Raw genomic sequence first — 26277 nt, 5'->3', positions numbered from 1 at the left:
ACTGGTGTCGTAAGAACCGCATGAATACGCGGATCGAGCAGGTTTGCACGGGTCAGCCCGGAGAGCCAGAGCCCGTCAGTTGTTCTTGGTTCGAGTCGAGAATCTGCGCCCTTCTCGGAGCCGCCGCATCGCTCGGACGGAGCGATCTCGCTAGGCTGACGCGCTTTCGGCGGCCGCCCCCGGCATCGAGGAGATCCGCACTCGCCCACTTCATCTGATGAATGGTAGTTTGGGTGGTCGGGGAACCAACCCGACGATCCAGAGTGCAAGGGGCGCCCGATGGCGAAACGCGGTATCCAAGGCGTGATGATGCGCGCCACGCAGGCACGCGATCACACCGTGACCGTCCTCTCGAAAGAGGAGATCACGCCGAGCTTCATCCGCGTGCACCTGCACTCCGACACCTTCTTCGAAGACGCCGAGCTCGCGCCCACCGCGTGGCTGCGCGGCTGGTTCCCCGACCACGAGGGCAAGGAGACCGAGCACCAGCGCGGCTACACCATCAGCTCCGGCGACACCGAGACCGGCCGCTTCTCGCTCGACTTCGTGCTGCACGAGCCCGCCGGCCCCGCCTCGGCCTGGGCCCAGAACTGCCGGCCCGGCGACACCCTGCAGGTGAACACCCTCGGCTCCTCCAAGTTCGAGCTGCCCGAGGAACGCCCCGCCGGCTACCTGCTCGTCGGCGACGCCGCCGCGATCCCGGGCCTCGCCGGCATCATCACCGCGCTGCCGCACGACGTGCCCATCGAGCTCTACCTCGAAGAGCACCACCCCGACGACCGGCTGATCCCGATCCCGAGCCACCCGCGGCTGCTCACGCACTGGACGCCGCGCACCGGCCCCCAGTCGCTCGCGCAGGCGATCGAGGCGCGCGACTGGTCGAACTGGCACGTCTGGGCCACCCCCGAGAGCGCCTCGCTCAAGCAGCTGCGCTCGCGCCTGCGCGACGATTTCGGATTCCCCCGCAGCGAGATCCACTCCCAGGCCTACTGGGTCGAAGGCAAGGCGATGGGTAAGCAGCGCGGGGGAGACGGCGGCGGCACCGCCTCGGCCCCCGGTACCTCGACAGGCTCCGGGGCCGCGGCGAAGGAGCCTGCGCTCGCTTCGACAGGCTCGGTGAACGAGGCCTCGGGCTCGGCGACCGGAGTGCCGGATCCCTCGCCCGCCTCGACAAGCTCAGCGAGCGCGACCACCAACTCAGCGAGCGCGATCACCAACTCAGCGAACGAGGCCACCAACCCGGTGAGCGAGACCAAGAGCTCAGCCAACCAGGCCGCCGGCTCACCACACGAGACGACGAACTCGCCGAGCGCCCCGCCCGACCAGGCCGCCCCGGTGCGCGGCAAGTGGCGCGCCTCGGCGGGCTCCCGCCTGCTCGCTCCGCTGAAGCCGGTCTTCGTCGCGACGGCTGTGCTGCAGGCGATCGTCACGCTGATCGAGCTGGCGCCGTTCTTCCTGCTGGTGGAGCTGTCGCGCCGACTGCTGTCGGGCGATTCCACGCCGCGGGAGCTCTGGGCGATCGGCATCTGGACGGTGGTGCTGGTCGGCCTGGGGGCTCTGCTCGGGGCGGCGCTCGTGCTCTGGCTGCACGCGGTCGACGCCCGTTTCGAGCGCGAGTTGCGCAGCCGCCTGCTCGCGAAGCTCTCACGACTGCCGCTCGGCTGGTTCAGTGCTCGGGGCTCGGCTCAGGTGAAGCAGGTCGTGCAGGACGACACGCTCGCCCTGCACTACCTGGTCACGCACGCGGTCGGCGACGCGGTGGCGGCCGCGGTCGCGCCGGTCGCGGTGCTGGTGTACCTGTTCGTGGTCGATTGGCGCATGGCGCTGCTCATGTTCGTGCCGGTGCTGGTGTACGTGGTCACGATGTACCTGATGATCCTGCGCTCGTACGACACGACGCCGAAGGCGCTGAAGTGGGCCGAGCGCATGCAGACCGAGGCGGGCGCCTACCTCGAGGGGCAGCCGGTGGTGCGCGTCTTCGGGGGTGCGGCGGCGTCGACGTTCCGCGCGCGTCTGGGGGAGTACGTCGAGTTCCTCGACGGCTGGCAGCGACCCTTCACGGGGCTCAAGACGTTCATGGATCTCGCGACGCGCCCGTCGACGTTCCTGCTGCTCATCTGCGTGTTCGGCACGCTCTGGGTGACGAGCGGCGCGATGGATCCGCTCGACCTGCTGCCGTTCCTGCTGCTCGGCACGACTTTCGGGTCGCGCCTGCTGGGGATCGGTTACGGCATGTCCGGCTTGCGCGACGGGCTGCTCGCGGCTCGGCGCGTGCAGAACGTGCTGGAGGAGCAGGAGCTCGCGGCCCCGTCGGGCGCGGGTTACGGCGGTTCGGGATCGGCGCGGCCGCGCGGCGAGGTGCGCTTCGAGGGCGTGGGCTTCGCCTACCGGCCCGGCGCGCCGGTGCTCGAGGACGTCTCGCTGACGCTGCAGCCCGGCACGGTGACGGCTCTCGTCGGACCGTCGGGATCGGGTAAGTCGACGCTCGCCGCGCTGCTCGCCCGTTTCCACGACGTGGGGGAGGGGGCGATCCGGATCGACGGTACCGACATCCGAGAGCTCGACGCCGACGAGCTCTACGCGAGGGTGGGTTTCGTGTTCCAGGAGACGCAGCTCGTGCAGGGCTCGGTGCGCGAGAACATCGCGCTCGCCGCGCCCGACGCGAGCGACGAGCGGGTGGAGGCGGCGGCTCGCGCGGCCAATATCCACGACCGCATCCTGCGCATGCCCCAGGGCTACGACACGCGGCTCGGCCCCGACGCGGCGCTCTCGGGAGGCGAGCGGCAGCGGCTCACGATCGCCCGTGCGATCCTCTCCGACACGCCGGTGCTCGTGCTCGACGAGGCGACGGCCTTCGCCGATCCCGAATCGGAGTTCCTCGTGCAGCAGGCCCTCGGTCGCCTCACCCGCGACCGCACGGTGCTCGTGATCGCGCACCGGCTGCACACCATCGCCGATGTCCACCGCATCGTGGTGCTCGACCACGGCAGGATCGCCGAGAGCGGAACGCACGCCGAACTGCTGGGGCGCGACGGACGATATCGGAAGCTCTGGGACGCCGGGAAGAGCGCAGCAGCGCGTGGCGCCGGCGCCGGCGCCACCGCAGACCCGGAGCCCGCGGCCGTCACAACCACGACCGAGCAGGAGGCCGCCCGATGATCCGCGCCGTCCTCGCCCTGCTGCCCGCCCGCAGCCGCGGCCGCATCGCCGCCCACCTCGCGCTCACGCTGCTGAGCGTCGTGCTGCGCGCGCTCAGCGCCGTGCTGCTCGTGCCGCTCGTCGCAGCGCTGTTCAGCTCGCAGCCCGCCGACGCCTGGCACTGGACCGGCTGGCTCATCGCCGCGGTCGTCGGCGGCTGGGCGGTCGACTGGCTCGTCGCGCGCATCGCCTTCGGTCTCGGCTTCGAGGTGCTGCAGCGCGGTCAGCGCGATCTCGCCGAGCAGGTGAACCGTATTCGCCTCACCTGGTTCGACGGCGACCACACGTCGACGGCGCGTCAGGCGATCGCCGCGATCGGCCCCGAACTCGTGGGCCTCTTCGTGTACCTCGCGACGCCGATGCTCGCCGCGATCCTGCTGCCCGTCGCGATCGCCATCGCACTGATGCCGATCTCGCTGCCCCTCGGGCTCGCGGCGCTCGCTGGCGTGCCGGTGCTGCTCGGCGCATTCTGGCTGGCGGGCCGCCTGAGCCGCGCCGCGGATCGCGCCGCCGACGAGGCGAACAGCGCCCTCGCCGAGCGTGTGCTCGAGTTCGCCCGCACGCAGCAGGCGCTGCGCGCTGCGCGCCGCGTCGAGCCCGAGCGCAGCCACGTCGGCGCCGCACTCGAAGCCCAGCACGGCGCCACGATGCGCCTGCTCGCGATGCAGATCCCGGGGCAGCTCGTCTTCAGCTTCGCGAGCCAGCTCGCCCTGGTGCTGCTCGCGGGCGTCACGGTCTGGCTCTCGGTGCGCGGAGACATCGGTGCCCCCGAAGCCGTCGCGCTGATCGCGGTCATCGCCCGGTACCTCGAACCGTTCACGGCGCTCGCGGGTATCGCCGCAGGCATGGAGGGCTCGCTCGCGATGCTGCGCCGCGTGCGCGCGGTGCTCGAAGCCCCGGTCGTGCCGGCGGGCGCGACGACCGCGGAGGCGGCGGGCATCGCGCCCGAGAGCGCTGTCGGCGCTGGTGTCGCCGTCGGCGCCGGGGGTGCCGCGGATGCCTCCGGCGTCGCCGGTGCCTCCGAGCCGGCATCGGCGATCGCGCCTCCGCGCATCGAGTTGCGCGGGGTGCGCTTCGGGTACGGCGACGGAGCCGAGCCGGTGCTCGACGGTCTCGACCTGGTGTTCGAGCCGGGCAGCACGACCGCGATCGTGGGGCCCTCCGGATCGGGCAAGAGCACGATCCTCACCCTCATCGCGGGCCTGCACCAGCCCGTCGCCGGAGCCGTCGAGATCGCCGGGATCGATGCCGCCCAGCTCGACGTGGACGCCCGGCGCTCGCTCTCGACCTTCGTCTTCCAGCAGCCGTACCTCTTCGACACGAGTGTGCGCGACAACGTGCTGGTCGGCGATGCCGGTGCCGACGGTCGCCGCCTGGAGGCCGCCGCCGCGCTCGCCCGCGTCGACGGGATCGTGGATCGCCTGCCCGACGGGTGGAACAGTCGGGTGGGCGAGGCGGGCTCGGCCCTCTCGGGCGGTGAGCGCCAGCGCGTGTCGATCGCACGTGCGCTGCTGAAGCCCGCTCCGGTGCTGCTCGTCGACGAAGCGACGAGTGCGCTCGACACCGAGAACGAGGCGGCCGTCGCCGCGGCGCTCAGCGGCGATCCGATCCCGCGCACCCGCGTGATCGTGGCGCACCGTCTGAGCAGCATCCGCGCCGCCGACCGTGTCGTGTTCATCGACGGCGGGCGCGTGGTCGAGCAGGGCTCCTACGACGAGCTGCTCGCGGCGGGCGGTCGCTTCGCCGAGTTCCACGCCCAGCAGCACGCCGCCGCGGGGTGGCGCATCGGGGGGTGAACCCGACTACCGAGTCGGTGCTGTCGGGCCGAGCTGCGCCGCGCCCGCGGCGCCGCCCCGCAGCCGCTCGATCTCGAGCTCCACGTTGCGGCGGGCGCGCTGCTCCCAGAGCTGCTGCGCGGTACCGGTGCGGTAGATCGCGGGCTGCTCCAGGTAGGTGCTGAGGATGCGGGATCGGCCCGACGCGAAGTCCGGCTCGGGCACGTGGGCGTACTCGAGCCGCACCGACTCCGAGTACTGCTGGTAGCGGTGGGGCGCGGCGGCGAAGATCGACAGGTCCGCGTCGAGCAGGTGGGCGAGCGGGGTTGCGGGATCCCGAACCTCCCTGGCCGGGGTCGTCGCGACGATGAACTCGCCCACCCGGCTCACCAGCGCGGCATCGAGGGGCAGCTGCGCGAGCATGCTCGTGGCGAGCTCGGCGGAGGCGAGCTCGTCGTCGCCGGTGCCCGTGTAGACCGCGTCGTGGAACCAGGCCGCCAGCAGCGTGTCCGCCGACACGCGCTCCCCGCGGGTGGCGAGCTGGTCGAGGGCGAGCAGCACGTCTTCGAGGTGGCGCTCGTCGTGATAGCTGCGGTGCGCCTCGTTCCAGCGGGCGATGAGCGTCTCACCGACGGCGAGCCAGTCGTGCTGCGCGCTGCGCGCCGCGCCCGCCCCGATGAGGTCGCCGAGGCTCGCCCACTCCGAGACGAGGAACTGCCTGCGGCGCAGGGGCGTGACGGCCTCGCGCTCGGCCTGCCGCACGCGCAGGCCCGCATTGCGAAGCGCGAAGACGACGTCCCTCGCGGTGACGGGCAGCGCGCCGAGCGCGATCGCCCGGTCGTGCAGCGAGGCGGGCACGTCGTAGTGGTCGAGGTCGAAGCCGCGGCGCGGAACGCTGAGACGCCTCGCGAACGCGTGCAGCTCGTCGTAGCCGGAGTCGGAGACGAGGTGGCTCCAGAGGATGCCGTGCGCCGGCCAGGCGGGCGGGTCGATGAGGATCGCCATCTCTTCAGGGTAGTCCTGCCGCGGCGCGCGAGGCAGCGCTGCCTGCCGCGCTACTCGTCGGCGGCGACGAAGTCGGCCGCGGTCGCGCGGGCCGGGTCTGCCCGGTCGCACGCCGGATTGGAGCAGTGCGTCACGTGCTCGACCACGGTCTCGGCGCCCGACGGCAGCGTGTTGCCGTCGGGCGACACGGTCACGGCGTCGGCGCCGCACTCCCGGCACACATAACGGGTCATCACGCGCCCCCTTCCGAGTGCCCCGCGCCGCGGGTGCCGGGCGGATGCTGCGCGAGCTGCCGCAGCACCGCGAGCGCCTCGGCGAACGATCCGGCGTCGCGGTGGCCGCTCACCGCGAACGATCCGTCCGCCGACAGCTCCTGCTGCACGAGACTCACCTCCAGCTGCGGGAACCACCACGAGCGCCCGCCCTCGGGCTCCACCGCGACCACGACACCCTCGAGCAGGAACCGCGTCGCGGTCTCCTCGGGCAGTTGCTCGGGAGAAACGAGTTCGATGAGGTCATCCATGCCCCCACGGTACGCACCGGTGCGCGCGCAGAACCACCCCCTGTACAAATCGCGCCCGGCGCGCAAGGGGCGTCGGGTGCCCGGGGGTGGAGAACGGAGAGCGGGGCGCCGGATCTCGGCGCGCGAGACGGCCCGGTCCGGCGGGAGCCCGAGCCGCCGAGCCTGCGGGATACGGTGATCGCATGACAGCGAAGTCGACCAGCACCCTCGTCACCGGCGCCACCGTGCTCATCACGGGGGCCGCCCGCGGCATGGGCGAGCTCTACGCGCGCCGCGCGGTGAAGGAGGGCGCGGCCGCGGTCGCCCTCTGGGACGTCGATCGGGATCGCGCCGAGGCGCTCGCCGCCGAGCTCGACGGACCGCGCAGCCGCGTGCGCGCCTACGCCGTCGACGTGTCGGACCGCGAGGCGATCCGCGAGGCCGCGAAGCGCACCGTCGATGAGCTCGGCGCTGCGGACGTGCTGGTCAACAATGCCGGCATCGTGCGCGGGGCGCTGTTCTGGGAGCACGATCCCGAGCGCGACATCGAGCTCACCATGCGCGTCAACTCGCTCGCGCCCATGTGGCTCACCCGCGAACTGCTGCCCGCGATGCTCGCCGACCGCTCCCGCCCGAAGCGCATCCTCAACATCGCCTCGGCCGCGGGCACCCTCGCCAACCCGCGCATGAGCGTCTACGCCGCCTCGAAGTGGGCGATGATCGGCTGGAGCGAGTCGCTGCGCCTCGAGCTCGCCCGCGACGGACACGCGCACATCGCCGTCACCACCTTCTGCCCCAGCTACATCTCCACGGGCATGTTCGAGGGAGCCCGCGGCCCGCTGCTCACCCCGATCATGACGCCGGCCCGCGCGGCACGCGCCGCGTGGGAGGGCATGCTCGCCGGCCGGCCGCTCGTGTCGAAGCCGTGGACGGTGAAACTCGCCATGGCGCTGCGAGGCGCACTGCCGACCCGCGTGTGGGATCTGATCGCGGATCGGGTCTTCCACGTCTACTCGTCGATGGACCGCTTCACGGGGCGCTGACCGCGCGCCTCGGATCGCGCGCGTCGGAGCGGGCTCCACGGCACGGCGCTCATCGCGCCCCGCTCACCGCGAGCCGGTCGTCTCCCGGCTCCGGCGTCTCGACCGCAGCGCGGCCCTCGCCCTCACCGCTCGAGGAAGTCGAGCAGCGCCTCGTTCCACTCGCCGGCGTGGCTCACGTTGGCCCCGTGAGGCGCACCCCTGAGGATCACGAGTTCGCTGCCCGGGATCGCGGCGTGCGTGCGGGCGCCGGATCCCTCGAAAGGCACGGTCGCGTCGCCGTCGCCGTGCAGCACGAGCGTGGGCACGGTGATGGCCGGCAGGTCGTCGCGGAAATCGGTCGTGGCGAACGCGGCCATGCACGCGAGCGCCGCCGCCTTGTTCGCCTGCTTGGCCATCTCGAAGGCGCGCAGCCGCTGCTCCTCGCCGACCTGCAGCACGCCGTCGACCGAGAAGAACTCGGTGAGGAACCCGTCGTAGAACCTGTCCTCGTTCGCGGTGAGTTCGGCCGTCATCTTCGCGGCCTGCGACTTCTCGAGCGGGCCGTCGGGGTTGTCGCCGGTCTTGAGCAGGTAGGGCGGCACGGCCGACGCGAAGACGGCGCTGCGCACGCGCTCGGGCCCGTACTTCGCGAAGTACCGGGCGACCTCGCCGCCGCCCATCGAGAACCCGACGAGGGTCGCGTCGCGCAGGTCGAGCTGCTCGAGCAGGGTGTGCAGGTCTTCGGCGAGCGTGTCGTAGGTGTAGCCGGTGAGAGGCTTGTCGCTGCGGCCGAAGCCGCGACGATCGTAGGTGATCGCGCGATATCCGGCCTCCGTGAGCGCCGGGACCTGAGCCGCGAACGACTCGCCCGAGAGCGGCCAGCCGTGGATCAGCACGACCGGGCGGCCGCTGCCCCCGGGGTCGTCGACGTGCAGATTCGTGTTCTTGAACAGTCCGTGATGCGCGGTGATCTCGGTCATCGGGTCCGCCTCCTCCTCGTGTCGTCCGTTTCCACGCTACGGAGGGTGCGCCGTGCGCGCAGGGGGTTGCGCTCGGCCCCGATGCGTGATCGGCCGCGCGTCTTGGCCCGGGCGCGGCCGGAAGCGGAGTCCGCCCGCTCTGTCTTTCTCGGAGGATCGGTGCGACCATGGGCACATGGGACACCTCATCTACGACGGGAGCAGGTACGCGTTCGAAGACCGCCTGCTCGCGCATCTGAAATCGGCGGTCGGTGCACGACTGCGCAAGCAGGAGTCGTTCTTTCTGAGCTGGACCTGCTCACCGGAGGAGGGGTCGGGCCGCAACTCGATCTGGCTCTCGCCCTCTTGCCCGCTCACCTTTCGTTTCGCGGGCAGCCGAGCGCCCCAGATCAACAAGGTGTGGCTCTCGGTGCTCTCGGGCACCTCGCACGGCGGCCGCGGCATGATCGTGATGGGCGAGCAGGAGGCAGAGACGTACGCGGCGAAGCACCCCGCGCCGCTGTGACCGACCGCTTCGCCGGGCCGGCTGAAGAGATGCAATCGCAGCCGGGAGGGACAGGATTGCCCGCACACACGAGGGCCGCGGCGCTGGAACGCGCGCTGCAGGCCGAAGACGCATCGGAGCGTCTGCAGGCCGCACTCACCGCCGGCACGCATCCCCACGACGCCTACCTCGAACCCCTCGTCGAGCGGTGCGCGGTCGAACCCGGCTTCTACGTGCGCGACATGCTGACGTGGGCGCTGACGCGGTTGCCGCGCGAGCCGGTGCTCGACCGCCTGCTCGTCGAGGTCGACGCCTCGCGTCCGCAGGCGCGCGGCCAGGCGCTGCACACGCTCTCGAAGCTCGGCGACGCGAGGGCCTGGCCGGCGATCCGCGCCTCCCACCTGCACGACGCCGATGTCGAGGCGGCCCGTGCGGCCTGGCGCACCGCCGCGGGTCTGGCGCCCTTCGATGCGCACCCCGACCTCGCGCGGGAACTCGCGCTCGAACTCGGCCGGGGCGACATCGAGGTGATGCGCAGCCTGAGCCGCGCCCTCGTCGAGCTGGGCGACGCGGCTGAGGCCGCGGTGCGGGCTGCCGACGACGGGTCGGGGTCGCCGCGCGCCCGCCACGCCCGCGCCACCCTGCGGCTGATCGAGGATCCCGAAGCGAGCTTCACGCTCGACGGGGCCTGAGGGCGCTCGGCGGTCTGAGCCGGCGCCGCGTCTTCGACGCGTCCGGGCGCTCGAGGGCGCCGCGCTAGTAGTGCGCGGGCGGGTCGCTGCCCGGGAACGACTCGCGGCCCCACTCGTCGACGAGTTCGTCCTCGTGCTCGTGCGAGACCTGCGAGGTGCCCGGCTTCTCGGCGATGTCGGCCGGGGCTGCGCGCTCGGCCTCCTCGGGTTGCGCGGAGTCGGGCCCGGGTCGCGAGCCGGAACCCGACGGCGAGGCGTCGGGATCGGTCGGCGAGGTGTCGGGATCGGTCGGCGAGGGATCGGGATCGGACGGCGAGGGATCGGTGCTCGAGGGTTCGGCGTCGGCGCCCGGGTGCTCGGGATCGGCGCTCTGCGCGTGCATCGGGGCTCCTGCTCGTGTGTGCTGCGGCCCGAAGGTCTCCCGGTCCTCCTGGAACGCGTGTTCGCGCGCGTACTCGTGCACCTCGTCGAACACGGCCGCCTGCTGCCGTGCCTGCTCGGCCAGATCTGCGAAGGTGTCGGGATCCAGCCCCAGCTCCGCGGCGAGTTCGCCGAGCGTCTGCCACACCCCGAGCTTGCCGACGACGGCGCTGCGCATCAGCTCGGCCTCGAGCACCAGGGTGAGGGGCGAGCGCGAGAACGTCCGCCCGTTGCCCTTCAGCCGTCCCAGGTGTTCGCCGGCCCAGGCCACGGCCTGGCGGTAGCCGCGCTGCCGCAGCCCCAGGTCGTCGATGAGCTGCTGCAGGAACGTGCGCTCCAGGCGGATCTCCTCGGCCGTCTCCGACAGCCGCGCGTAGACGGGGGTGTCGATCGCCGAGGCCGCCATGCGTTCGGCGCGATCGGCTCCGGCGGTCGCTCCGGTGAGGTGATCCGAGAGGTAGAGCCCCAGCAGCTCGCGCGAGACGCGGTCCGGGATCCGGGGCCCGTTCTTCACTCCCGCATCGTCGTCGGCCCCGCGGCCGACCGTTTCACCCGACGCGGGAAGCCGCGTGTCCTCGGGATCGCGGGGGCGCAGCGGGATCGAACCGGCGCCTCGACCCTCGACCATGCCGCGCAGCAGGCTCCGCAGTGCATCGGCGGCGGTGTGCCGGGGCCGCCAGTCGAGTTCGGTCCTGGCCCGCGTGCTGTCCATGACGGGAACGGCCATCGCCATGTCGATCCAGCCCTCGTCGGCCGCGATGAGCCCTGCCTTGTGCCCGCCGAACAGGAACGCCCGCACCAGCCGCGGGGGCAGCTCGACGTACCTGCCGTGGTCGATGATGTCGGCGAGGTCCTGCGGGCGCAGCACGTCGTCGGCGCAGATGTTGAACGCCCCGCCGACCCCGCGCACGACGGCCGCCACGTAGGCGCGCGCCAGGTCGTCGGCGTGCACCGCCTGCACGCCGCGCAGCCCGCGAGGCAGGGGCAGCGCGGGCGGCTGCGCCGAGTCGAGCAGCTGCACCGGCAGCCAGTCGCCGAGGAAGTAGCGCTGGATCTCGGAAGCCGCGTCCTCCTGGAAGACGAGCGCCGGCCGCAGTCGCGTCACCGTCACCTCGGGGTGGGCGGCGGAGAATTCGTCGAGTACGCGCTCCTGCGCCGCCTTGTCGACGCTGTAGTGCGAGGTGCGCACGCCCCGCACGGGCCAGCTCTCGTCGCGCCGAACGAGGCCGTGGTGCAGGTCGGGCCCGCTCAGCTCGTCCGTCTCGCCGCGGTGATCCGGGCCCGCCCCGCGGCCCTGGTCGGCCCCGGCCTCCCGATCCCCGCCTCGGTCGGCGCCGGCCCCCGCTGCCGCCCCGTCGTCCGGCGAGTAGGCTCCCACGGACGAGGCGACCACCAGCTGCCGCACCCCGGCCGCCGCGGCGGCCCGCGCGACCCGCTCGGTACCGTCGACGTTCACGCGCCGCAGCAGGTTGCGCTGGGAGTTGGGCTGGATCAGCCAGGCGAGGTGGATCACCGCGTCGGCGCCCGCGAACGCCGCCTCGAGCGCCCGACCCGCCTCGTCGGGCGAGCTTGCGGCGGCGATGTCGATCGAGGCCCACTCGCACCCCGAGTAGGGATCGACGTCGGTGTCGGGCATGCGTCGTGCGATGCCGAGCACCGAGGTGACCTCGGGGGCGTCGGCGAGGGCTCTGAGCACGGCGGTTCCGGTGTTGCCGGTGGCGCCGACGACTGCTACTCGCATGGGAGGCCTCCTGGGTGGGGGTCGGGTTCGATGGGGGTGGAGCGGCCCGCGCTGCTGGGCGTCTGCGGGCCGAGGCGGTCAGGGTGACGGGGTGCCGCCGTTCACGTTGAGCGTCTCGCCGATCACGTAGCTCGACTCGGGCGACGTGAGGAACACGTAGGCCGGCGCGAGCTCGGTCGGCTGGCCGGCGCGGCCGAGAGGGGTGTCCTTGCCGAACTCGGGCAGCGCCTCCTTCGGCTGACCGTCGGAGACCTGCAGCGGCGTCCAGATCGGCCCCGGGGCGACGGCGTTCACCCGGATGCCCTTCGGGGCGAGCGCCTGGCCGAGGCCCTTCGAGAAGTTGTTGATCGCGGCCTTGGTCGAGGCGTAGTCGAGCAGGTGGGTGGAGGGTTTGTAGGCCTGGATCGAGGTCGTGTTGACGATGGTCGAACCGGGCGGCATGTGCTGCACGGCGGCCCGGGTGATGCGGTAGATCGCGTGGATGTTGGTCTCGTAGGTGCGAGTCCACTGCTCGTCGCTCAGATCGGCGATGTCCTCGATCGCGATCTGCCGGCCGGCGTTGTTGACGAGTGCGTCGAGGCCGCCGAGCTGTTCGACGGCGTCGGCCACGAGCTGCTCGCAGAAGCCGCGATCCGAGATGTCGCCGGGCAGCAGGATCGCCCGTCGGCCGGTCTCCTCGATCACGGCCTTGATCTCCTGCGCGTCGGGCTCCTCCGCCGGCAGGTACGACAGTGCGACATCGGCCCCCTCGCGTGCGAAGGCGATCGCGACGGCCGCGCCGATGCCCGAGTCGGCGCCCGTGATGAGCGCCTTGCGACCCTCGAGACGGCCGGTGCCGCGATAGCTGTGCTGCCCCCGGTCGGTGCGGGGGATCAGCTTCTGGTCGAGCCCGGGCTCGGGCTGGTGCTGCTCGGGCGGGGAGATCTGCGGAAACCGGGTCACGGGGTTCTGGAACGTGAGCTGGTCGGTGTTCGAGTGGTCGGACACGGGTGCCTCCTTCGGTCGGTGCAGATGGTGCGGGTGAAACGGTGACGGCCCTGCTCAGGTGCGCGGATCGAGCACGACCTTGATGCAGCCGTCGGTCTTCTTCTGGAACATCTCGTACGCCGCGGGAGCCTCGTCGAGCGGCACGCGATGGGTGACGAGGTCGTCGGTGCCCAGCGGGTCGAGCGGATCCTCGACGAGTGGCAGCAGATCCTCGACCCAGGCCTTCACGTTGCACTGGCCCATGCGCAGCTGGATCTGCTTGTCGAAGAGGGTGAGCAGGGGCATGGGGCTCGCCTGCCCGCCGTAGACGCCGCTCAGCGAGACCGTGCCGCCGCGCCTCACGAGGTCGATCGCGCCGTGCAGGGCCGCGAGGCGGTCGACGCCGCCCGTCTCCATGAGCTTGCGGCCCACCGGATCGGGCAGCAGCCCCACGGTCTGCTGCGCGAGCTTCGCGACGGGGGAGCCGTGCGCCTCCATGCCCACCGCGTCGACCACGGCGTCGGGGCCGCGGCCGTCGGTCGTGTCGCGGATCTGCTCGTTCACGTCGTCGGTGAGGTCGAAGGCCTGCACCCCGTAGCGCTCGGCGAGCGCCCGGCGCTCGGGCAGGGGGTCGATCGCGGTGACCCGCGCGCCGAGGTGGGCGCCGATGCGCGCCGCGAACTGGCCGACGGGGCCGAGACCGTACACGGTGAGGGTGTCGCCCGGCCCGATGCCCGCGTACTGCACGCCCTGCCAGGCCGTGGGCAGGATGTCGCTCAGGAAGAGGTAGCGGTGATCGGGCAGCTCCGAGCCGACGCGGACCGGGTTGAAGCCCGCGAACGGAACGCGCAGGTACTCGGCCTGTCCGCCGGGCACCGAGCCGTAGAGCCGAGAGTAGCCGTAGAGCGCCGCGCCGGATCCGTACTCGCGCACCTGCGTGCGCTCGCACTGCGTCGTGAGGCCTCGCCCGCACATCCAGCAGGCGCCGCACGAGATGGTGAACGGTACGACGACACGGTCGCCGACCGCGACGCCCGCCGCGGGGCCGGCCTCGACGACCCGCCCCATCGGCTCGTGCCCGATGATGTCGCCGGCGTCCATGAACGGCCCGAGCACCTCGTAGAGGTGCAGGTCGGAGCCGCAGATCGCCGTCGAGGTGACCTCGATGATCGCGTCGTCGGGTTCTCGGATGGACGGATCGGGCACCGTCTCGACGGAGACGTTCCGTTTGCCTTGCCAGGTGAGGGCTCGCACGATCGCTCCTTCGCCGCGTGGGGTGCTGGGGTGCGTTCCATGCTTCCGGCGACGGACGGGTGCGACAAGGGCCTGGTAATCACAGCCCGCTTGCCGTATCTTCCGGCGGCTGACGGGAGCGACGGCGGATTCACCCCTGCATGCGGGGATCCTCGGTCGGATCGGCGTACATGCCGGGGCACCCGCTCGCGGCGGCCTGCGGGATCAGCTCGTAGTGCCACGGCTCGTTGCCGTAGGTCTGGCAGAGACCGTAGGCGGCGCCGTACGACGAGAGCCAGGCTGCGGCCTCGGCGCCGTCGATGTCGACGGCGTCGCCGGAGACGTGGGCCGAGGTCTGCGGGGTGGCGACCCAGCGGGCCGCCTCGTCGAGCGAACCGTAGTCGGACACGGCCTCCCGCAGCAGCTGCTGCTGGTACTCGGCCGAGCGCCAGCCGCTGTTGACCACGAATTCCACGCCGTGGTCGGCGGCGTCGACCGCTGCCGTGCGCAGCGCCTCCAGCAGCTCCGGCCGCAGTCCCGCGATGCCGGCGTAGCCGTCGTCGAACACGGTCGCCCCGGCCGGCAGCAGCCCGTCGTCACCGGTCACCCGGCCGTCGCCGTCCGCCGAAGCGAACGCCGGGGCTTCGGGAGTGGGGCTGTCGAGGTCGCGGGTGATGCTGGAGCGCGCGGGATCCGGGCCCGGCACCCCGTTCCGCTCCAGCGAGTGCGCCGATGAGGCGGGGCGGGCGATGATGGCGGTGATCGTGCCGGCGGTGGCGAGGACGAGGCCGAGCACGGCGATGAGGATCGCCGTTCGGCCGCGGGTGGCGGAGGGGGTGCGTTGCATGCCCCCAGTCAACGGCCCGGGCTGTTGCCGGTGCGTACGCGTTTTTCGATACGCTCGCGATACACGGCGGCTCGTAGCATGGTGACCATGCGTGTGCTGGTGGTGGAGGATGAGCCCTATCTCGCCGAGGCGGTGCGCGACGGCCTGCGGTTGGAGGCGATCGCCGCCGACATCGCCGGCGACGGCGACACCGCGCTCGAGCTGCTGAGCGTCAACTCCTACGACATCGCGGTGCTCGACCGCGACATTCCGGGCCCCTCGGGCGACGAGATCGCGCGCAGCATCGTGGCGTCGGGCAGCGGCATGCCGATCCTCATGCTCACGGCCGCCGACCGCCTCGATGACAAGGCCTCGGGCTTCGAGCTCGGCGCCGACGACTACCTCACCAAGCCCTTCGAACTGCCCGAGCTCGTGATGCGCCTGCGCGCCCTCGATCGCCGCCGCGCCCACAGCCGCCCGCCCGTGCGCGAGATCGCGGGGCTGCGCCTCGATCCGTTCCGGCGCGAGGTCTACCGCGACGGGCGCTACGTCGCGCTCACGCGCAAGCAGTTCGCGGTGCTCGAGGTGCTCGTCGCGGCCGACGGCGGTGTGATCAGCGCCGAGGACCTGCTCGAGAAGGCGTGGGACGAGAACGCCGACCCGTTCACGAACGCCGTGCGCATCACGGTCTCGGCGCTGCGCAAGCGTCTCGGCGAGCCGTGGCTGATCGCCACGGTGCCGGGCGTGGGGTATCGGATCGATGCCAGCGGTTAGGCGGTCCGGTCCGAGCGCGCGGCTCAAGCTCGCGCTCAGCTACGCCGGCTTCCTCATGCTGGCGGGAACGCTGCTGCTCTCGGTGGTGTGGCTGTTCCTGCTGCGGTACGTGCCGCCGAACGCGACCTCCGGCCCCGACGGGTTCTTCCCCGGACGGGGCGACCTGATTCGCGCGTTCCTGCCCGCGGCGGCCTGGGCGCTGCTGTTCCTGCTGGGCTTCGGCCTGCTGGGCGGCTGGTTCCTCGCCGGGCGCATGCTCGTGCCGCTGCGCCGCATCACGGAGGCGGCCCGTCGCGCCGGCGGCGGCTCGCTCTCGCACCGCATCGAGCTGGAGGGGCGGCGCGACGAGTTCAGCGAGCTCGCCGACAGCTTCGACACGATGCTCGCGCAGCTCGAGGCGCACGTCGCCGAGCAGCAGCGCTTCGCAGCCAATGCGTCGCACGAGCTGCGCACGCCGCTGGCGGTCACGCAGACGCTCATCGACGTGGCGCGCAGGGATCCGGATCACGATCATCGCGAGCTGCTCGAGCGTCTGCGCGCCGTCAACGGGCGGGCGATCGACCTCACCGAGGCTCTGCTGCTGCTGAGCCGCGCGGATCAGCGCTCGTTCGCGCGCGAGGCGGTCGACCTCTCGCTCGTGGCCGAGGAGGCGGCCGAGACGCTGCTGCCGCTCGCCGAGAAGCACGGCGTCGGCGTCGAGGTGAGCGGCGACGTCGCGCAGGCCGACGGCTCGTACGCGCTGCTGCTGCAGACCACGATCAACCTGCTGCACAACGCGATCGTGCACCATCTCGCCGGTGGCGGTAGCGTGCGACTCGTCACCTCGGTCGAGGCCGGGGACGCGGTGATCGTCGTCGAGAACACGGGGGAGCGGCTCAGCCCGCAGCTCGTGGCGACCCTCACCGAGCCGTTCCGGCGCGGCAGCGAACGCATCCGCAGCGATCACGCGGGCGTGGGGCTCGGCCTCGCGATCGTCAAGAGCATCGTGCGCGCCCACGACGGCGAACTCGTGCTCGCGGCGCGCCCCGAGGGCGGTTTGCGCGTCACCGCGCGATTTCGTCTGGCCCGGTGACGAGCGGGGTGTCGGCGCGCACCGTCACGTCGCGCTGCGCGGAGTGCAGCGGTGAGACGAACACGGCGACGCAGGCGACGGCGGCGACCGCGGTGCCGACGAGGCACCACCTCGTCAGCTCCGCCCCGGCTCGCGCACCGAGCGTTCTGCGAGCGACGATGACCAGTGCGAGCCCGACGACTCCGCCCGCGGTGTTGACGATGATGTCGGTCGTGTCGGCGCTGCCGACCGCCAGCGCGTACTGGGCGGTCTCGAGCGCGAGGCTCGTCGCGGCCGCGACGAGCAGCACCCGCAGCAGGGCGCCCCGCGGCGAGAGCAGCCCGAGATAGACGCCGAGGGGTGCGAAGAGCAGCAGGTTCGCGAGCACCTCGCGCGGCGCGCTCGCCCCGTACTCCGCCGTGGCGGCGAAGGGCACGAGCTTGATCGGGCCGCGGCCCCCGTCTCCGACGTGGGGCGCCTCGAGCTTCCAGACCACCACCCAGACGAGCAGCGCGAGATAGCAGAGCAGCATCGCGACGACGAGCGCACGCTTCGGCGTCGGTGCGGTGCGGTGCGAGGCCGGTGGGGGCGGCGCGACGGGCGCGACGACGCCGGGGCCCGCGGCTCGCGGGTGGTGCGGGGGTCGGGTGACGGTGCGCTCTGGCATGCCGCCAGTCAATACGGCGCGGTGTTGCGAGCGCGTTCGCGGTTTTCGATACGTCGACGATATGTCGTGCGCCGGCGTGCGCGGCCGTCCGCGCCTCGTGAGAAGGCGTCCCTGATTCTCAGGACGCGGCGTGGCGGTCGAAGCCCATCGTGTAGGCGCGAGCCGCGATCCTCGTGACGGGGCCGGCCGCGACCGCCCCGATCGACACGGTCAGCGCCCGGTGGATGCGCGGGGACCGCGCGCGTCCGAGGCTCGTGTTGAGCCCCGCGAGCCGCGCCGCGGTGCGCGCCGAGGCGAGGCGGTACCGCTCCCAGCGCTCGAGGCGCAGCTCGGCCTCGGGAGAGCCCGAGCCGCGCTGCAGCCAGGTCGCGAGGGCGGGGGCGAGCGTCACCGCGTCGAGCAGGCCGAGGTTCATGCCCTGGCCCCCGATCGGGCTCACCTCGTGCGCGGCATCCCCGATCACGAAGACCGGGCCCCGGCGCAGCCGCGGCAGCAGCACGCGGCGGATCCCGAACGCCGTCGCCGAGGTCACGCGCGCTGCGAGCTCGTGCTCCCCGGTGCGCGTGGCCACCGCACGGCGCAGGCGCTCCGCCTCGCCCGAGCCGCCGTCGCTCCGATCGCCGGCGCGGCCGTCCCACACGACGAGCCTCCGGCCGCCTCCCGGCAGAGGGAACGACTCGACGACGCCCTCCACATCGAGTGTGATGATCGCGAGTCCGTCTGGCTGCTCGGGAGCGTGCGGCAGGTCGGTCATCAAGTAGCGATCCTCGTACGCCCGGGCCCGGGCGCGGGCGTCGCGCAGCAGCGGATCGCGGCCCGACGCGCCGGCGGCCACGACGACCGCTCGGGCGCGCACCTCGATCTCCCTCGCCCTGCTCCGCGCCAGCACGATCGCGCCCGCGGGATCGGGCACGATCCGCTGCACGTCGGCGCCCCGCTCCGGTGCGGGCACGCCGAACGCCAGCGCGGCCTCGGTGGCCGCCTGCGGCACGGCCGCCACGTAGGGGAAGCGGCGCCCCGCGCGGTCGAATCGCACCTCGCCCAGCACGCGCCCCTCCCGCGTGCGCGCGACGCCGCGCGGGATGCGGGCCGCCTCGGCGAGAATGCGCTCGGTCGCGCCCGACGGCTCGAGCGCCGCGAGCGTGGGCGGGTGCACGCCGATCGCGCGAGATCCCGGTTCGGGGTCCGGGCGCCGTTCGAAGAGCGCGACGTCGAGGCCGAGGGCGTGCAGCTCGGCGGCGGCGCACAGACCGGCGGGGCCGGCCCCGATCACCACCACGTCGTGCTGGGCGGTGCGCATCACGCGCCCCCTCCCTCATGCACGGCGAGCAGCCTGAACGCGGTCGGCTGCTCGGCCCGCCACCCGGCGGGAAGCCGCTCGGCCAGCTCGGGCCGCGTGTAGCTGCGCCTGATGCTGCGCAGCCCGTCGACCCGCAGCAGGGTGCCTGGGGCGACGGGCGCGGCACCGATGGAGAACGCGGCGTAGGCGCGCGGGTCGCGGGCGATGTCGGAGTGCACGCACAGCCGTGTCGAGAGCACCTCCGAGTCGGCGAGCACCCCGCCGAGCTCCGCCTCGTCGAGGTGGTGCAGCAGGTGGTTCGAGACGACGACGTCGAAGCGCTCGCCCGCGTGCGCGAGTTCGCGGCTGTCGGCCCGGCGAAAGCGGGCGCCCGCCCCGCCTGCGCGCTCCGCTCCGCTCAGGGCGACCTCGATCGCTCGGGGATCCGGATCGATCCCGAGCCCCTCGACGGTGAAGCCGTCCCGCCGCGCCAGTCGCAGCAGCCGTCGCAGCACGTCGCCGGCGCCGCAGCCGACGTCGAGGAGGCGTGCGACGCCGGGTGCGGAAGCGAGGGCCGGCCTCACGTGGGTGCGGTAGACCAGCCCCCAGCGGGAGACCGCGCCGTTCACGAGCCAGAAGCGCTGCAGCGTGCGCTGCAGCTTCGCAGGGTCGCAGTCGGGGTCGTCCATCAGCTCGGTGAGCCGCGTGTCCCGCGTGTCCAGGATCACACGGGCTCCCGTCGCGGCTCGGGGACCTCGGCGACGGTCTCGGGGGTCGCGGCGACCGTCCCGGCGGGCTCGCCCACCGCGTCCGCCGTCCTCAGCGTCAGCCGGGCGGTCTCGACCGTGAGGCCCGGCCCGAAGCAGAGGCCCGCCACGCGCGCGCCGTCTGCGAGCGTCTCGTCGGCGAGGATGCGCTGCAGGATGAACAGGATCGTGGCGCTCGACATGTTGCCGAAGTCTCGCAGCACGGCCCGGGAGTGGGCCATGGCCTCGTCGGGCAGTCCCACCCCGCCCTGCACGCGGTCGAGCACGCTGCGCCCGCCGGGATGCACCGCCCACGCGTCGACGTCGCCGAGCGGGTCGGCTCCGCCGAGCATCGCCTCGACGACCCCGGCGATCTCGCGGCCGATGATGCGCGGCACCTCGGCCGTGAGCCGCATCTCGAAGCCGCTGTCGCCGATGGTCCAGTCCATGTCCTGCTCGCCCTCCGCGGTGATCGCGGTCGAGAAGACCCCCGTCTCCAGCCAGGGGCGACCGGGTTTCGGCTCGGCCGACGACACGATGGCCGCCCCGGCGCCGTCTCCGAACACGGCTGATGCGACGATCTGCTCGGGGTCGCTCGACGACCTGATGTGCAGCGAGCACAGCTCGGTGCAGACCACGAGCACCACGGCGCCCGGTCGCGCGTCGGCGATCGCCTGCGCCGTGCGCAGTGCCGGGAAGGCGGCGGCGCACCCCATGAAGCCGATGTGCGTGCGTTCCGCCGTGCGCGGGATGCCGAGTTGTTTCACCAGCAGGTAGTCGGGCCCCGGAGCGAAGAAGCCCGTGCACGACGCGGTGACGACGTGCGTGATCTCGGCGGCGTCGAAGCCGGAGCGCTCGAGCGCGTCGCGCGCGGCCGCTTCCGAGAGAGGCGGCGCCGCCCGACGGTACACGGCGTTGCGCTCGCCCGTGCTCGGGGCGCGCAGCAGTTCGCCGTCCTCGGAGAAGAGCGTGCCGCCCGAGCCGATCTGGCCGATCACGGAGTACCGGTGGTCGATGGCCGACTGGTCGAACGCGGCCCCGATGAGCCGCGCGGTGAGGCGGCTGACGCCAGGCTGCGCCGCGAAGAAGTCGCGCGCGCGGGGCTGGTCGAGCCGTGCTGCGGGCACGGCGGTGCCGATGGAGAGGATCTTCGTGGACATGTCCCCATGCAAGCTCATGCGCGTCGCTCGCGGGAGGGGTTGACACGGCGCCGGAGCCGCGTGGCGGGAGTCGCGCAGCCGCGGGCGAATCGTCCGCCGGACGGATCGCGAGCGCGATACCGCGCCGACCGCGGCGGCGCAAGCCCCTGTGGTGGCTCCTGCGGGCGTTCCTACAATCGCCGAGAGGCAGCCCGACGCCGTGACGGGCCGCCACCGACCTTCGAAGGAGCATCACATGTCTCAGCAGCACCTCGAAACCCCGACCGACCTGCTGCGCTTCCAGCTGCGCACCGCGATGACGATGGAGGAGGACTCTCTGGCCGCGCTCGGGGAGTTGGCCGAAGCGGCCCCCTCGAAGGACATCCAGAAGCTCTTCCGTCACCACTCCGACGAGACGCGTGAACAGATCGAGAACCTGCGCAAGGTCTTCGGCCTGCTCGGGTTTCCCGAGTCGACCGCGGGCTCGCCCGCGACGAAGGGGATCTCGCGTCAGGCGCAGAGCCTCATCGCGCGGTCCGATCGCTCGCTGCTCGACCAGGTCGCCCTCTCGTGCGCGCTCGGCAACGAGCACTACGAGATCTCGGTCTACCAGTCGCTCATCACCGCCACTCACGCCGAGGGCGCCGCCGACGCGGCGAAGCTGCTGTCGGAGAACCTCGACCAGGAGACGCACACGAGCGAGGAGCTGCTCACCCGGTTGCGCGAGCTCGCCGGGGCGTGACGAGCTCGCCGGGGCCTGGCACCCGCGAGACGTGACGAGCCCGCCGCAGAGCCGTAACGCGGCCGCCCTATACTCGCGCGCATGGACGGAAACGCAGCACAGGGCATCAACTTCTACACGCGCAAGTGGGTGCGCCCGGAGGATCTCAACGCCAACGGCACCCTCTTCGGCGGCAGCCTGCTCAGGTGGATCGACGAGGAAGCCGCGATCTACGCGATCATTCAGCTCGGAAACCATCGCGTGGTGACGAAGTTCATCTCGGAGATCAACTTCGAGTCGTCGGCGCGGCAGGGCGACCTGATCGAGATGGGGCTCGTCGCCACCGATTTCGGCCGCACCTCGCTCACGATGCGGGCGCAGGTGCGCAACATGATCACGCGCAAGACGATCCTCAGCATCGAGCGCATCGTGTTCGTGAACCTCGACGAGTACGGTCAGGCCTCTCCGCACGGGTACACGTCGATCACCTACGACCGCGATCGCATGCCGACGTCGCGCCCCGGCGAGGATTGAGACCGGACCCGATCGGGCACAATGAGGGCATCACTGTCGGGAGACGAGGACTGGGGGACGCATGGCCGCTCGCGGTGCGGGAGCACGTCGGGGGAGTGCGGGGCGGTTGCGCCTTCCGATCTCGCGGGAGGTCGTCGACGGCGGCTTCGTCTATCGGCTGAACGGGCGCCGGATCACGAAGCGCGCCGAGATCGAGCGTCTCGACGCGCTCGTCGTGCCTCCCGCCTGGACGGGGGTCGAGATCGCCCGTTCGCCGCGCGCGAAGGTGCAGGCGCGGGGCCTCGACGCCGCCGGACGCACGCAGACCATCTACCATCCGGCGTTCAGGCGCAGGCAGGATCGGCGCAAGTTTGCGCGGCTCGAGCGCTTCGGCGCCGCGCTGCCGCGCCTGCGCGCCGCGGTGGATCGCGATCTGCGCCGGCGCCGGCTGAGCCGCGATCGGGTCACGGCCTGCGCCGTGCGCCTCATCGACCAGCAGCTCTTCCGGGTAGGCAGCTCGAGGTATGCCGCGCAGCACCGCAGCTACGGCGTCACGACCCTGCGGGCAAGGCACCTGAACGCCTCGTCGACGTCGGTCGAGTACGACTTCGTCGGCAAGAGCGGCCAGCGGCAGCGCGGCCGCGTGCGCGACGCGCGCGTGGCGCGCCTCGTCGCGCGGCTGGAGGAGCTGCCCGGGCCCGAGGTGTTCCGCTTCTTCGACGAGGACGGGGTGGTGCGCCGGCTGCGCAGCCGCCACGTGAACGCCTACGTGAAACGGCACATGGGCGAGGAGTTCACCGCAAAGGATTTCCGCACGTGGGGCGGCACGGTGATCGTCGCGACGGCGCTGCTCGAACTCTCGGAGGAGCAGCTGGCATCCGAGAAGGCGCGCACCGCGGCACTGCGCGCCGGAGTGCGGGAGGCGGCGGAACGGCTCGGCAACACGCCCGCCGTCACCCGCTCCTCGTACGTGGACCCCCGGGTGATGGACGCCGCAGAGCGCCCCGAGACGATCGAGCGGGCGCGCCGATCACGCGCGCGGATGCGGCAGCGCCCGTTCCTCGACGATGACGAGCAGGGCGCTCTGGCCCTGCTCGCCGCCGTCGACGGATCCCGCGCTACGAGCCGCTGATCTCGCCGCTCACGTCGGTGGGCGAGTCGTACTCGCGATCCGGCAGACCGTCGAGCGAGTCGCAGACGTCGTCGTCGGCGCCCGCGTCGCGCGCGGCCCGCAGCAGATCCTGCTTCGTAGCCGGATAGTCGACGCCTCCGAGGTGCTTCTGGATCTGGATGGGGTTCGGTTGCTCGGTCATGAGCCTCTCCTTTCGTTCCCGATGCGGTTCGGGTCTGGTGCGGCGCTGGGGCCGTCGTGCGGGTAGACCACGTCGCTCGCCTCGACGCGGCGGTCGGTCACGGTGGTGGGGGCCTCGAGGTGCACGGCGCCGCTCGGCAGCACGCCTGCGCCGCCTGCACGCTCCATGACGCGCCACTGAGCCACGCGATCCTCGCCGGCGTGCTGGGGCGGCAGTCGGCGCCAGAAGTCGAAGCCACCGGCCTCGTTCAGGGTGCGACGGTCGAAGAGCGCGCACGCACCGATCCAGGCGACACGGTAGAGCAGGCGCTCGTTCTCGCCGAGGTGCTGCTCTCTGGCGAGGTGCGCGGGGTTGGCGGCGTTGTGCAGCGGCCACCGCTCGAACGACTCCAACCAGGGGCGCACACGCTCGGGGGCGACGCGTCCGTGCGGCCACGGCTCGAAGCGCGCGGTCTCGCCGGGGCGCACGTCGCCGAGATGGGAGAGGCCCTGCACGGCGTAGCCCACGAGACCGCAGCCCGCCTCGGTCATCGCGGTGTCGAGTCGGCCGAGCGCGCCGGGCTCGAGCCACACGTCGTCGTCGAGGAAGAGCACGCGCTCGGCCGAGGCGCAGTCGAGCAGGAATTGCCGCTGCTCCGCCATCCCCCGCCGGGGCAGGTGACGGCGCAGCACGACCCGTCTTCCCTGAGCCTCGAGCACCCGCATCATCGCGCGCACGGCGGGCACCCGCTCGATCCCCTCATCGGATTGATCGCTGAGGATCACCGAGAACGGCGGATCCTGCTGCGCGGCGAGCCCCGCGAGGGTCACGGCGAGCTCCGCCGCGCGCCCGGCGGTGGGGATGAGCACGTCGACGGCCGGGGCCGGGGCGGATTCCGGATCGGCCCACCGTGCCGAGTCCCGGCGGGTGCCGCTGTTCATGGCCCGGCCGCCTCCCGCTCGCTCGAGAACCACTCTCCGAGCTGCTCGAGCGAGCACACGCAGGTGCCGGCCCGGCGCACCGCGACGTTCGCGGCGCCCTGAGCGAATCTCGCGGCGTCCTCGATGGGCGCTCCGGCGGCTCGAGACGTGGTGATCGCCGCGGCGAAGACGTCGCCGGCGCCCGATGCGTGCCGCTCGGGAGCGGGTACGGCGTGCGTGCGTGCGGGCTCCCGGTCGCTGCGCAGCAGCACGGTGCCGGTGCGATCGAGCGTCACCACGATCGCGGCCGCGCCGGTCGCCTCGAGCAGCCGGTCGGTCGCGGCGATCGCCCGTTCCACCCGCTCTTCGCCCGACCCGAGGGAGACGCCTGGCAGGGTCTCGGCCTCGGAGGCGTTGGGCGTCACGATGTCCGGTCTCAGCCCGCTCCAGCGCCCGGGGCGGTGCGCGTCGACCACCACGAGGGGCGGGCGGCGCATGGCGGCGAGGCGCTCGACCACGAGATCGTCGAGCAGCGTCGAGCCGTAGTCGCAGACGAGCAGCGCGTCGCTCTCGATCATCGCAGCCTCGGTGCGCTCGCAGAACGCCTCTCGCACGTGGATCGGCCACGCCTCCTCTCGATCCTGGTCGAGGCGCAGCAGCACGTGGTCGGCGACGGTGACGCGCACCTTGGTCGTGGTGCTCGCTCCGGTCACGCTGCGGAGTCCCGAGACGTCGACCCCGGCGGCGGCCAGCTGGGCGCGCAGCTCGTCGGCCGCGTCGTCGTCGCCGACCACGCCCACCGCGCGCACCCGGGCTCCGAGTGCCGCGAGGTTCAGCGCCGTGTTGGCGGCACCGCCCGGCGACTCGGAGCGCTCCGACAGGTGCACCACCGGCGCCGGGGCCTCGCGCGCCACTCGGTCGGCGCTGCCGCTCCACCACCCGTCGAGCAGGTAGTCGCCGATCACGGTCACCCGCGGCCCGGCCTCGTGCACCCGGGCGATGCACTCCTCGGGGGTCACGGCGCTCGCCCCCCTTCGGTCGGCGCGAACGCCCTCACCCGCTGTTTGTGCATCGGCTGTCGCGGGCATGAGGGGGAGCAGGGGCGGCTCTCCGCCCGGGGGAGGAAGGCAGAGGAATGCGTTGGAGGCTCGGCGAGGGGGCGCGGCCCCGCACGGCGCCGGCGGCGGTCGCACCGCTCGGCAGCCGCCTGGAGGGAGTGCGCCGCATCGCGGTGCTGCGCGCCGGCGGGCTCGGCGATCTGCTGTTCGCGTTGCCCGCGATCAGGGCGCTCGCCGTCGCGTACCCCGACGCAGAGGTGACCCTGCTCGGCACCCGGCTCGCGGCCGAGCTGCTGCAGCGACGCGGGGGCGCGCCCCACCGGGTCGTGCAGCTGCCCCGTGTCCCGGGCGTCGGCGCCGACCCCGATGAACGCGTCGACGACCGGGCGATCGCGTCGTTCCTGGCGCAGCAGCGGGCGGAGGGGTACGATCTCGCCGCGCAGATGCACGGCGGCGGGCGCTTCTCGAACCCGTTCCTGCTCGAGCTGGGTGCGCGCTGCACCATCGGAGCCCGTACCCCCGATGCCGCGCCGCTCGACCGCGGCATCGACTACGTCGCCGCTCAGCACGAGGTGATGCGCTGGCTCGAGGTGGCGGGACTGGTGGGCGCGCCGCCCGTCGAGCTCGAGCCCGAGGTGGGCGTCTCCGAGATCGAGCGCGAGCTGGGCCTCGCCTTCCGGGGCCAGGCCGACCGGCCGCTGGTCGCGATGCACCCGGGCGCGACCGATCCGCGTCGCCGCTGGCCGATCGAGAGCTTCGCGGAGCTGGCCGCGGCGCTCGCGTGCGACGGCGTGCGCGTCGTGCTGCTCGGCAGCGCCGACGACGAACGCCGTCTGTGCGGGCGCATCGTCGACGCGCTCGGCCTGGAGGCCTCGGTCGCGGGGCTCGTCGAGGACGCCTCCGGGCGGCTGCCGATGCCCGAGCTCGTGGGTCTGCTGAGCGCGGCCGACGTGATGGTCGGCAACGACAGCGGTCCGCGGCACCTGGCGCAGGCCGTCGGCACGCGCACCGCCTCCGTCTTCTGGTGCGGCAACATGCTGAGCGCGGGGCCGCTCGGCAGGCAGCACCACCGGGCGCAGATCTCCTGGACCACCCGCTGCCCGGTCTGCGGGGCCGACTGCACCCCCGAGCGCGTCGCGGAGTGGCGCTGCGAGCACGACGTCTCGTTCGTGGGCGATGTGCCCGTCGATGCGGTGCTCGCAGATGTGCGCGATCTGCTCGGGCCGGCCCCCGGCGCGGCGCGGCGCGGTCCCGGGCGATGACGGCGTGAGGA

The 26277-nt window shown here is 72.8% G+C and carries 26 protein-coding genes; 11 read left to right on the top strand and 15 right to left on the bottom strand.

Annotation, left to right across the window (positions count from 1 at the left end; all coding sequences use genetic code 11):
* The first annotated feature begins 279 nt into the window (after positions 1-279).
* Both H490_RS19865 and H490_RS19860 read left to right on the top strand, forming a co-directional pair.
* Positions 280-3159, top strand: a complete 2880-nt coding sequence (locus H490_RS19865) for an ABC transporter ATP-binding protein/permease (RefSeq protein ID WP_051066141.1) — start codon at positions 280-282, stop codon at positions 3157-3159.
* A complete protein-coding gene (locus tag H490_RS19860; protein ID WP_017883168.1) occupies positions 3156-4994 on the top strand; it encodes an ABC transporter ATP-binding protein in 1839 nt (612 codons plus the stop codon). The genes H490_RS19865 and H490_RS19860 overlap by 4 nt, the downstream gene beginning before the upstream one ends.
* A gap of 6 nt (positions 4995-5000) precedes the next feature.
* Here the strand turns inward: H490_RS19860 and H490_RS19855 are convergent, their stop codons facing one another.
* From H490_RS19855 to H490_RS19845, 3 genes are read right to left on the bottom strand one after another with little or no spacing between them, the layout of a single operon-like run.
* Complete coding sequence (locus H490_RS19855) at positions 5001-5978, bottom strand: DUF4031 domain-containing protein (RefSeq protein ID WP_017883167.1); 978 nt, start codon at positions 5976-5978, stop codon at positions 5001-5003.
* A gap of 50 nt (positions 5979-6028) precedes the next feature.
* On the bottom strand, positions 6029-6211 hold the full coding sequence (locus H490_RS19850) for a hypothetical protein (protein ID WP_017883166.1): 183 nt from the start codon (positions 6209-6211) through the stop codon (positions 6029-6031).
* On the bottom strand, positions 6211-6501 hold the full coding sequence (locus H490_RS19845; RefSeq protein WP_017883165.1) for a hypothetical protein: 291 nt from the start codon (positions 6499-6501) through the stop codon (positions 6211-6213). The genes H490_RS19850 and H490_RS19845 overlap by 1 nt, the downstream gene beginning before the upstream one ends.
* A gap of 182 nt (positions 6502-6683) precedes the next feature.
* On the opposite strand from H490_RS19845, the gene H490_RS19840 reads away from it, so the two are divergent.
* Positions 6684-7523 (top strand): SDR family NAD(P)-dependent oxidoreductase, encoded by an 840-nt coding sequence (locus tag H490_RS19840; protein WP_017883164.1) that lies wholly within the window; start codon positions 6684-6686, stop codon positions 7521-7523.
* Between the two features lie 122 nt (positions 7524-7645).
* Here H490_RS19840 and H490_RS19835 read toward each other — a convergent pair whose 3' ends face one another.
* Positions 7646-8482 (bottom strand): alpha/beta fold hydrolase, encoded by an 837-nt coding sequence (locus tag H490_RS19835; protein WP_017883163.1) that lies wholly within the window; start codon positions 8480-8482, stop codon positions 7646-7648.
* 175 nt (positions 8483-8657) lie between these two features.
* On the opposite strand from H490_RS19835, the gene H490_RS19830 reads away from it, so the two are divergent.
* Positions 8658-8987 (top strand): hypothetical protein, encoded by a 330-nt coding sequence (locus H490_RS19830; RefSeq protein ID WP_017883162.1) that lies wholly within the window; start codon positions 8658-8660, stop codon positions 8985-8987.
* Between the two features lie 56 nt (positions 8988-9043).
* Positions 9044-9658: a HEAT repeat domain-containing protein gene (locus tag H490_RS19825; protein WP_017883161.1), complete on the top strand. Its 615-nt coding sequence runs from the start codon at positions 9044-9046 to the stop codon at positions 9656-9658.
* 64 nt (positions 9659-9722) lie between these two features.
* Here the strand turns inward: H490_RS19825 and H490_RS32610 are convergent, their stop codons facing one another.
* The 4 genes from H490_RS32610 to H490_RS31630 all read right to left on the bottom strand — a co-directional run bounded on the left by H490_RS32610 (position 9723) and on the right by H490_RS31630 (position 14865).
* A complete protein-coding gene (locus H490_RS32610; RefSeq protein WP_017883160.1) occupies positions 9723-11819 on the bottom strand; it encodes an NAD-dependent epimerase/dehydratase family protein in 2097 nt (698 codons plus the stop codon).
* A gap of 78 nt (positions 11820-11897) precedes the next feature.
* The gene (locus H490_RS19815) at positions 11898-12806 is read right to left on the bottom strand and encodes an SDR family oxidoreductase (RefSeq protein ID WP_017883159.1); all 909 of its coding nucleotides are present in this window, start codon (positions 12804-12806) and stop codon (positions 11898-11900) included.
* 54 nt (positions 12807-12860) lie between these two features.
* The gene (locus H490_RS19810; protein WP_017883158.1) at positions 12861-14039 is read right to left on the bottom strand and encodes a zinc-dependent alcohol dehydrogenase; all 1179 of its coding nucleotides are present in this window, start codon (positions 14037-14039) and stop codon (positions 12861-12863) included.
* Between the two features lie 130 nt (positions 14040-14169).
* Positions 14170-14865, bottom strand: coding sequence for a M15 family metallopeptidase (locus H490_RS31630; protein ID WP_017883157.1), 696 nt, complete (start codon positions 14863-14865; stop codon positions 14170-14172).
* An 87-nt stretch (positions 14866-14952) separates the two neighbouring features.
* Here H490_RS31630 and H490_RS19800 point away from each other — a divergent pair, with 87 nt between their 5' ends.
* Both H490_RS19800 and H490_RS19795 read left to right on the top strand, forming a co-directional pair.
* Positions 14953-15618, top strand: a complete 666-nt coding sequence (locus tag H490_RS19800) for a response regulator transcription factor (RefSeq protein WP_031289718.1) — start codon at positions 14953-14955, stop codon at positions 15616-15618.
* Positions 15605-16690: a sensor histidine kinase gene (locus tag H490_RS19795; RefSeq protein WP_017883155.1), complete on the top strand. Its 1086-nt coding sequence runs from the start codon at positions 15605-15607 to the stop codon at positions 16688-16690. The genes H490_RS19800 and H490_RS19795 overlap by 14 nt, the downstream gene beginning before the upstream one ends.
* On the opposite strand, the gene H490_RS31020 is transcribed toward H490_RS19795, so the two are convergent.
* From H490_RS31020 to H490_RS19775, 4 genes are all read right to left on the bottom strand, one after another.
* Positions 16662-17336 carry a VanZ family protein gene (locus H490_RS31020; RefSeq protein ID WP_017883154.1) on the bottom strand — a complete coding sequence of 225 codons (675 nt, stop codon included), beginning with the start codon at positions 17334-17336 and terminating at the stop codon, positions 16662-16664. The two genes, H490_RS19795 and H490_RS31020, sit on opposite strands and share 29 nt — an antisense overlap.
* A gap of 118 nt (positions 17337-17454) precedes the next feature.
* Positions 17455-18636, bottom strand: a complete 1182-nt coding sequence (locus H490_RS19785; RefSeq protein ID WP_017883153.1) for an FAD-dependent oxidoreductase — start codon at positions 18634-18636, stop codon at positions 17455-17457.
* Entirely contained in the window at positions 18636-19343 is a 708-nt protein-coding gene (locus tag H490_RS19780) for a methyltransferase domain-containing protein (protein WP_017883152.1), read from the bottom strand. The genes H490_RS19785 and H490_RS19780 overlap by 1 nt, the downstream gene beginning before the upstream one ends.
* A complete protein-coding gene (locus H490_RS19775; RefSeq protein WP_017883151.1) occupies positions 19340-20521 on the bottom strand; it encodes a type III polyketide synthase in 1182 nt (393 codons plus the stop codon). Before H490_RS19775 ends, H490_RS19780 begins: the two co-directional genes overlap by 4 nt.
* A 235-nt stretch (positions 20522-20756) precedes the next feature.
* Between H490_RS19775 and H490_RS19770 the strand changes: the two genes are divergently transcribed.
* The 3 genes from H490_RS19770 to H490_RS19760 all read left to right on the top strand — a co-directional run bounded on the left by H490_RS19770 (position 20757) and on the right by H490_RS19760 (position 22866).
* On the top strand, positions 20757-21242 hold the full coding sequence (locus tag H490_RS19770; protein ID WP_017883150.1) for a ferritin-like domain-containing protein: 486 nt from the start codon (positions 20757-20759) through the stop codon (positions 21240-21242).
* Positions 21243-21323: 81 nt separating this feature from the next.
* The gene (locus H490_RS19765; protein ID WP_017883149.1) at positions 21324-21755 is read left to right on the top strand and encodes an acyl-CoA thioesterase; all 432 of its coding nucleotides are present in this window, start codon (positions 21324-21326) and stop codon (positions 21753-21755) included.
* 106 nt (positions 21756-21861) lie between these two features.
* Positions 21862-22866, top strand: coding sequence for a DNA topoisomerase IB (locus H490_RS19760; RefSeq protein WP_017883148.1), 1005 nt, complete (start codon positions 21862-21864; stop codon positions 22864-22866).
* On the opposite strand, the gene H490_RS19755 is transcribed toward H490_RS19760, so the two are convergent.
* Genes H490_RS19755 through H490_RS19745 form a run of 3 tightly spaced genes read right to left on the bottom strand, consistent with a single transcriptional unit; the run spans position 22853 to position 24965 of the window.
* Positions 22853-23047 (bottom strand): DUF2795 domain-containing protein, encoded by a 195-nt coding sequence (locus H490_RS19755; protein ID WP_017883147.1) that lies wholly within the window; start codon positions 23045-23047, stop codon positions 22853-22855. The two genes, H490_RS19760 and H490_RS19755, sit on opposite strands and share 14 nt — an antisense overlap.
* Complete coding sequence (locus H490_RS19750) at positions 23044-23967, bottom strand: glycosyltransferase family A protein (protein WP_051066150.1); 924 nt, start codon at positions 23965-23967, stop codon at positions 23044-23046. Before H490_RS19750 ends, H490_RS19755 begins: the two co-directional genes overlap by 4 nt.
* The gene (locus H490_RS19745) at positions 23964-24965 is read right to left on the bottom strand and encodes a bifunctional heptose 7-phosphate kinase/heptose 1-phosphate adenyltransferase (protein ID WP_017883145.1); all 1002 of its coding nucleotides are present in this window, start codon (positions 24963-24965) and stop codon (positions 23964-23966) included. The genes H490_RS19750 and H490_RS19745 overlap by 4 nt, the downstream gene beginning before the upstream one ends.
* A gap of 116 nt (positions 24966-25081) precedes the next feature.
* Here H490_RS19745 and H490_RS19740 point away from each other — a divergent pair, with 116 nt between their 5' ends.
* Positions 25082-26266: a glycosyltransferase family 9 protein gene (locus tag H490_RS19740; RefSeq protein ID WP_017883144.1), complete on the top strand. Its 1185-nt coding sequence runs from the start codon at positions 25082-25084 to the stop codon at positions 26264-26266.
* Positions 26267-26277 lie beyond the last annotated feature (11 nt).

The sequence above is a fragment of the Leucobacter sp. UCD-THU genome (assembly GCF_000349545.1).
GTDB classification, from domain to species: domain Bacteria; phylum Actinomycetota; class Actinomycetes; order Actinomycetales; family Microbacteriaceae; genus Leucobacter; species Leucobacter muris.
This window is presented reverse-complemented; position numbering and strand designations above follow the sequence as displayed.

What these genes read in the sequence shown, in the direction of transcription:
- H490_RS19865 (WP_051066141.1), top strand. Translation starts at nt 280, where the DNA reads ATGGCGAAACGCGGTATCCAAGGCGTGATGATGCGCGCCACGCAGGCA.
- H490_RS19860 (WP_017883168.1), top strand. Translation starts at nt 3,156, where the DNA reads ATGATCCGCGCCGTCCTCGCCCTGCTGCCCGCCCGCAGCCGCGGCCGC.
- H490_RS19855 (WP_017883167.1), bottom strand. Translation starts at nt 5,978, where the DNA reads ATGGCGATCCTCATCGACCCGCCCGCCTGGCCGGCGCACGGCATCCTC.
- H490_RS19850 (WP_017883166.1), bottom strand. Translation starts at nt 6,211, where the DNA reads ATGACCCGTTATGTGTGCCGGGAGTGCGGCGCCGACGCCGTGACCGTG.
- H490_RS19845 (WP_017883165.1), bottom strand. Translation starts at nt 6,501, where the DNA reads ATGGATGACCTCATCGAACTCGTTTCTCCCGAGCAACTGCCCGAGGAG.
- H490_RS19840 (WP_017883164.1), top strand. Translation starts at nt 6,684, where the DNA reads ATGACAGCGAAGTCGACCAGCACCCTCGTCACCGGCGCCACCGTGCTC.
- H490_RS19835 (WP_017883163.1), bottom strand. Translation starts at nt 8,482, where the DNA reads ATGACCGAGATCACCGCGCATCACGGACTGTTCAAGAACACGAATCTG.
- H490_RS19830 (WP_017883162.1), top strand. Translation starts at nt 8,658, where the DNA reads ATGGGACACCTCATCTACGACGGGAGCAGGTACGCGTTCGAAGACCGC.
- H490_RS32610 (WP_017883160.1), bottom strand. Translation starts at nt 11,819, where the DNA reads ATGCGAGTAGCAGTCGTCGGCGCCACCGGCAACACCGGAACCGCCGTG.
- H490_RS31630 (WP_017883157.1), bottom strand. Translation starts at nt 14,865, where the DNA reads ATGCAACGCACCCCCTCCGCCACCCGCGGCCGAACGGCGATCCTCATC.
- H490_RS19800 (WP_031289718.1), top strand. Translation starts at nt 14,953, where the DNA reads ATGCGTGTGCTGGTGGTGGAGGATGAGCCCTATCTCGCCGAGGCGGTG.
- H490_RS19795 (WP_017883155.1), top strand. Translation starts at nt 15,605, where the DNA reads ATGCCAGCGGTTAGGCGGTCCGGTCCGAGCGCGCGGCTCAAGCTCGCG.
- H490_RS31020 (WP_017883154.1), bottom strand. Translation starts at nt 17,336, where the DNA reads ATGCCAGAGCGCACCGTCACCCGACCCCCGCACCACCCGCGAGCCGCG.
- H490_RS19785 (WP_017883153.1), bottom strand. Translation starts at nt 18,636, where the DNA reads ATGCGCACCGCCCAGCACGACGTGGTGGTGATCGGGGCCGGCCCCGCC.
- H490_RS19775 (WP_017883151.1), bottom strand. Translation starts at nt 20,521, where the DNA reads ATGTCCACGAAGATCCTCTCCATCGGCACCGCCGTGCCCGCAGCACGG.
- H490_RS19770 (WP_017883150.1), top strand. Translation starts at nt 20,757, where the DNA reads ATGTCTCAGCAGCACCTCGAAACCCCGACCGACCTGCTGCGCTTCCAG.
- H490_RS19765 (WP_017883149.1), top strand. Translation starts at nt 21,324, where the DNA reads ATGGACGGAAACGCAGCACAGGGCATCAACTTCTACACGCGCAAGTGG.
- H490_RS19755 (WP_017883147.1), bottom strand. Translation starts at nt 23,047, where the DNA reads ATGACCGAGCAACCGAACCCCATCCAGATCCAGAAGCACCTCGGAGGC.
- H490_RS19750 (WP_051066150.1), bottom strand. Translation starts at nt 23,967, where the DNA reads ATGAACAGCGGCACCCGCCGGGACTCGGCACGGTGGGCCGATCCGGAA.
- H490_RS19740 (WP_017883144.1), top strand. Translation starts at nt 25,082, where the DNA reads ATGCGTTGGAGGCTCGGCGAGGGGGCGCGGCCCCGCACGGCGCCGGCG.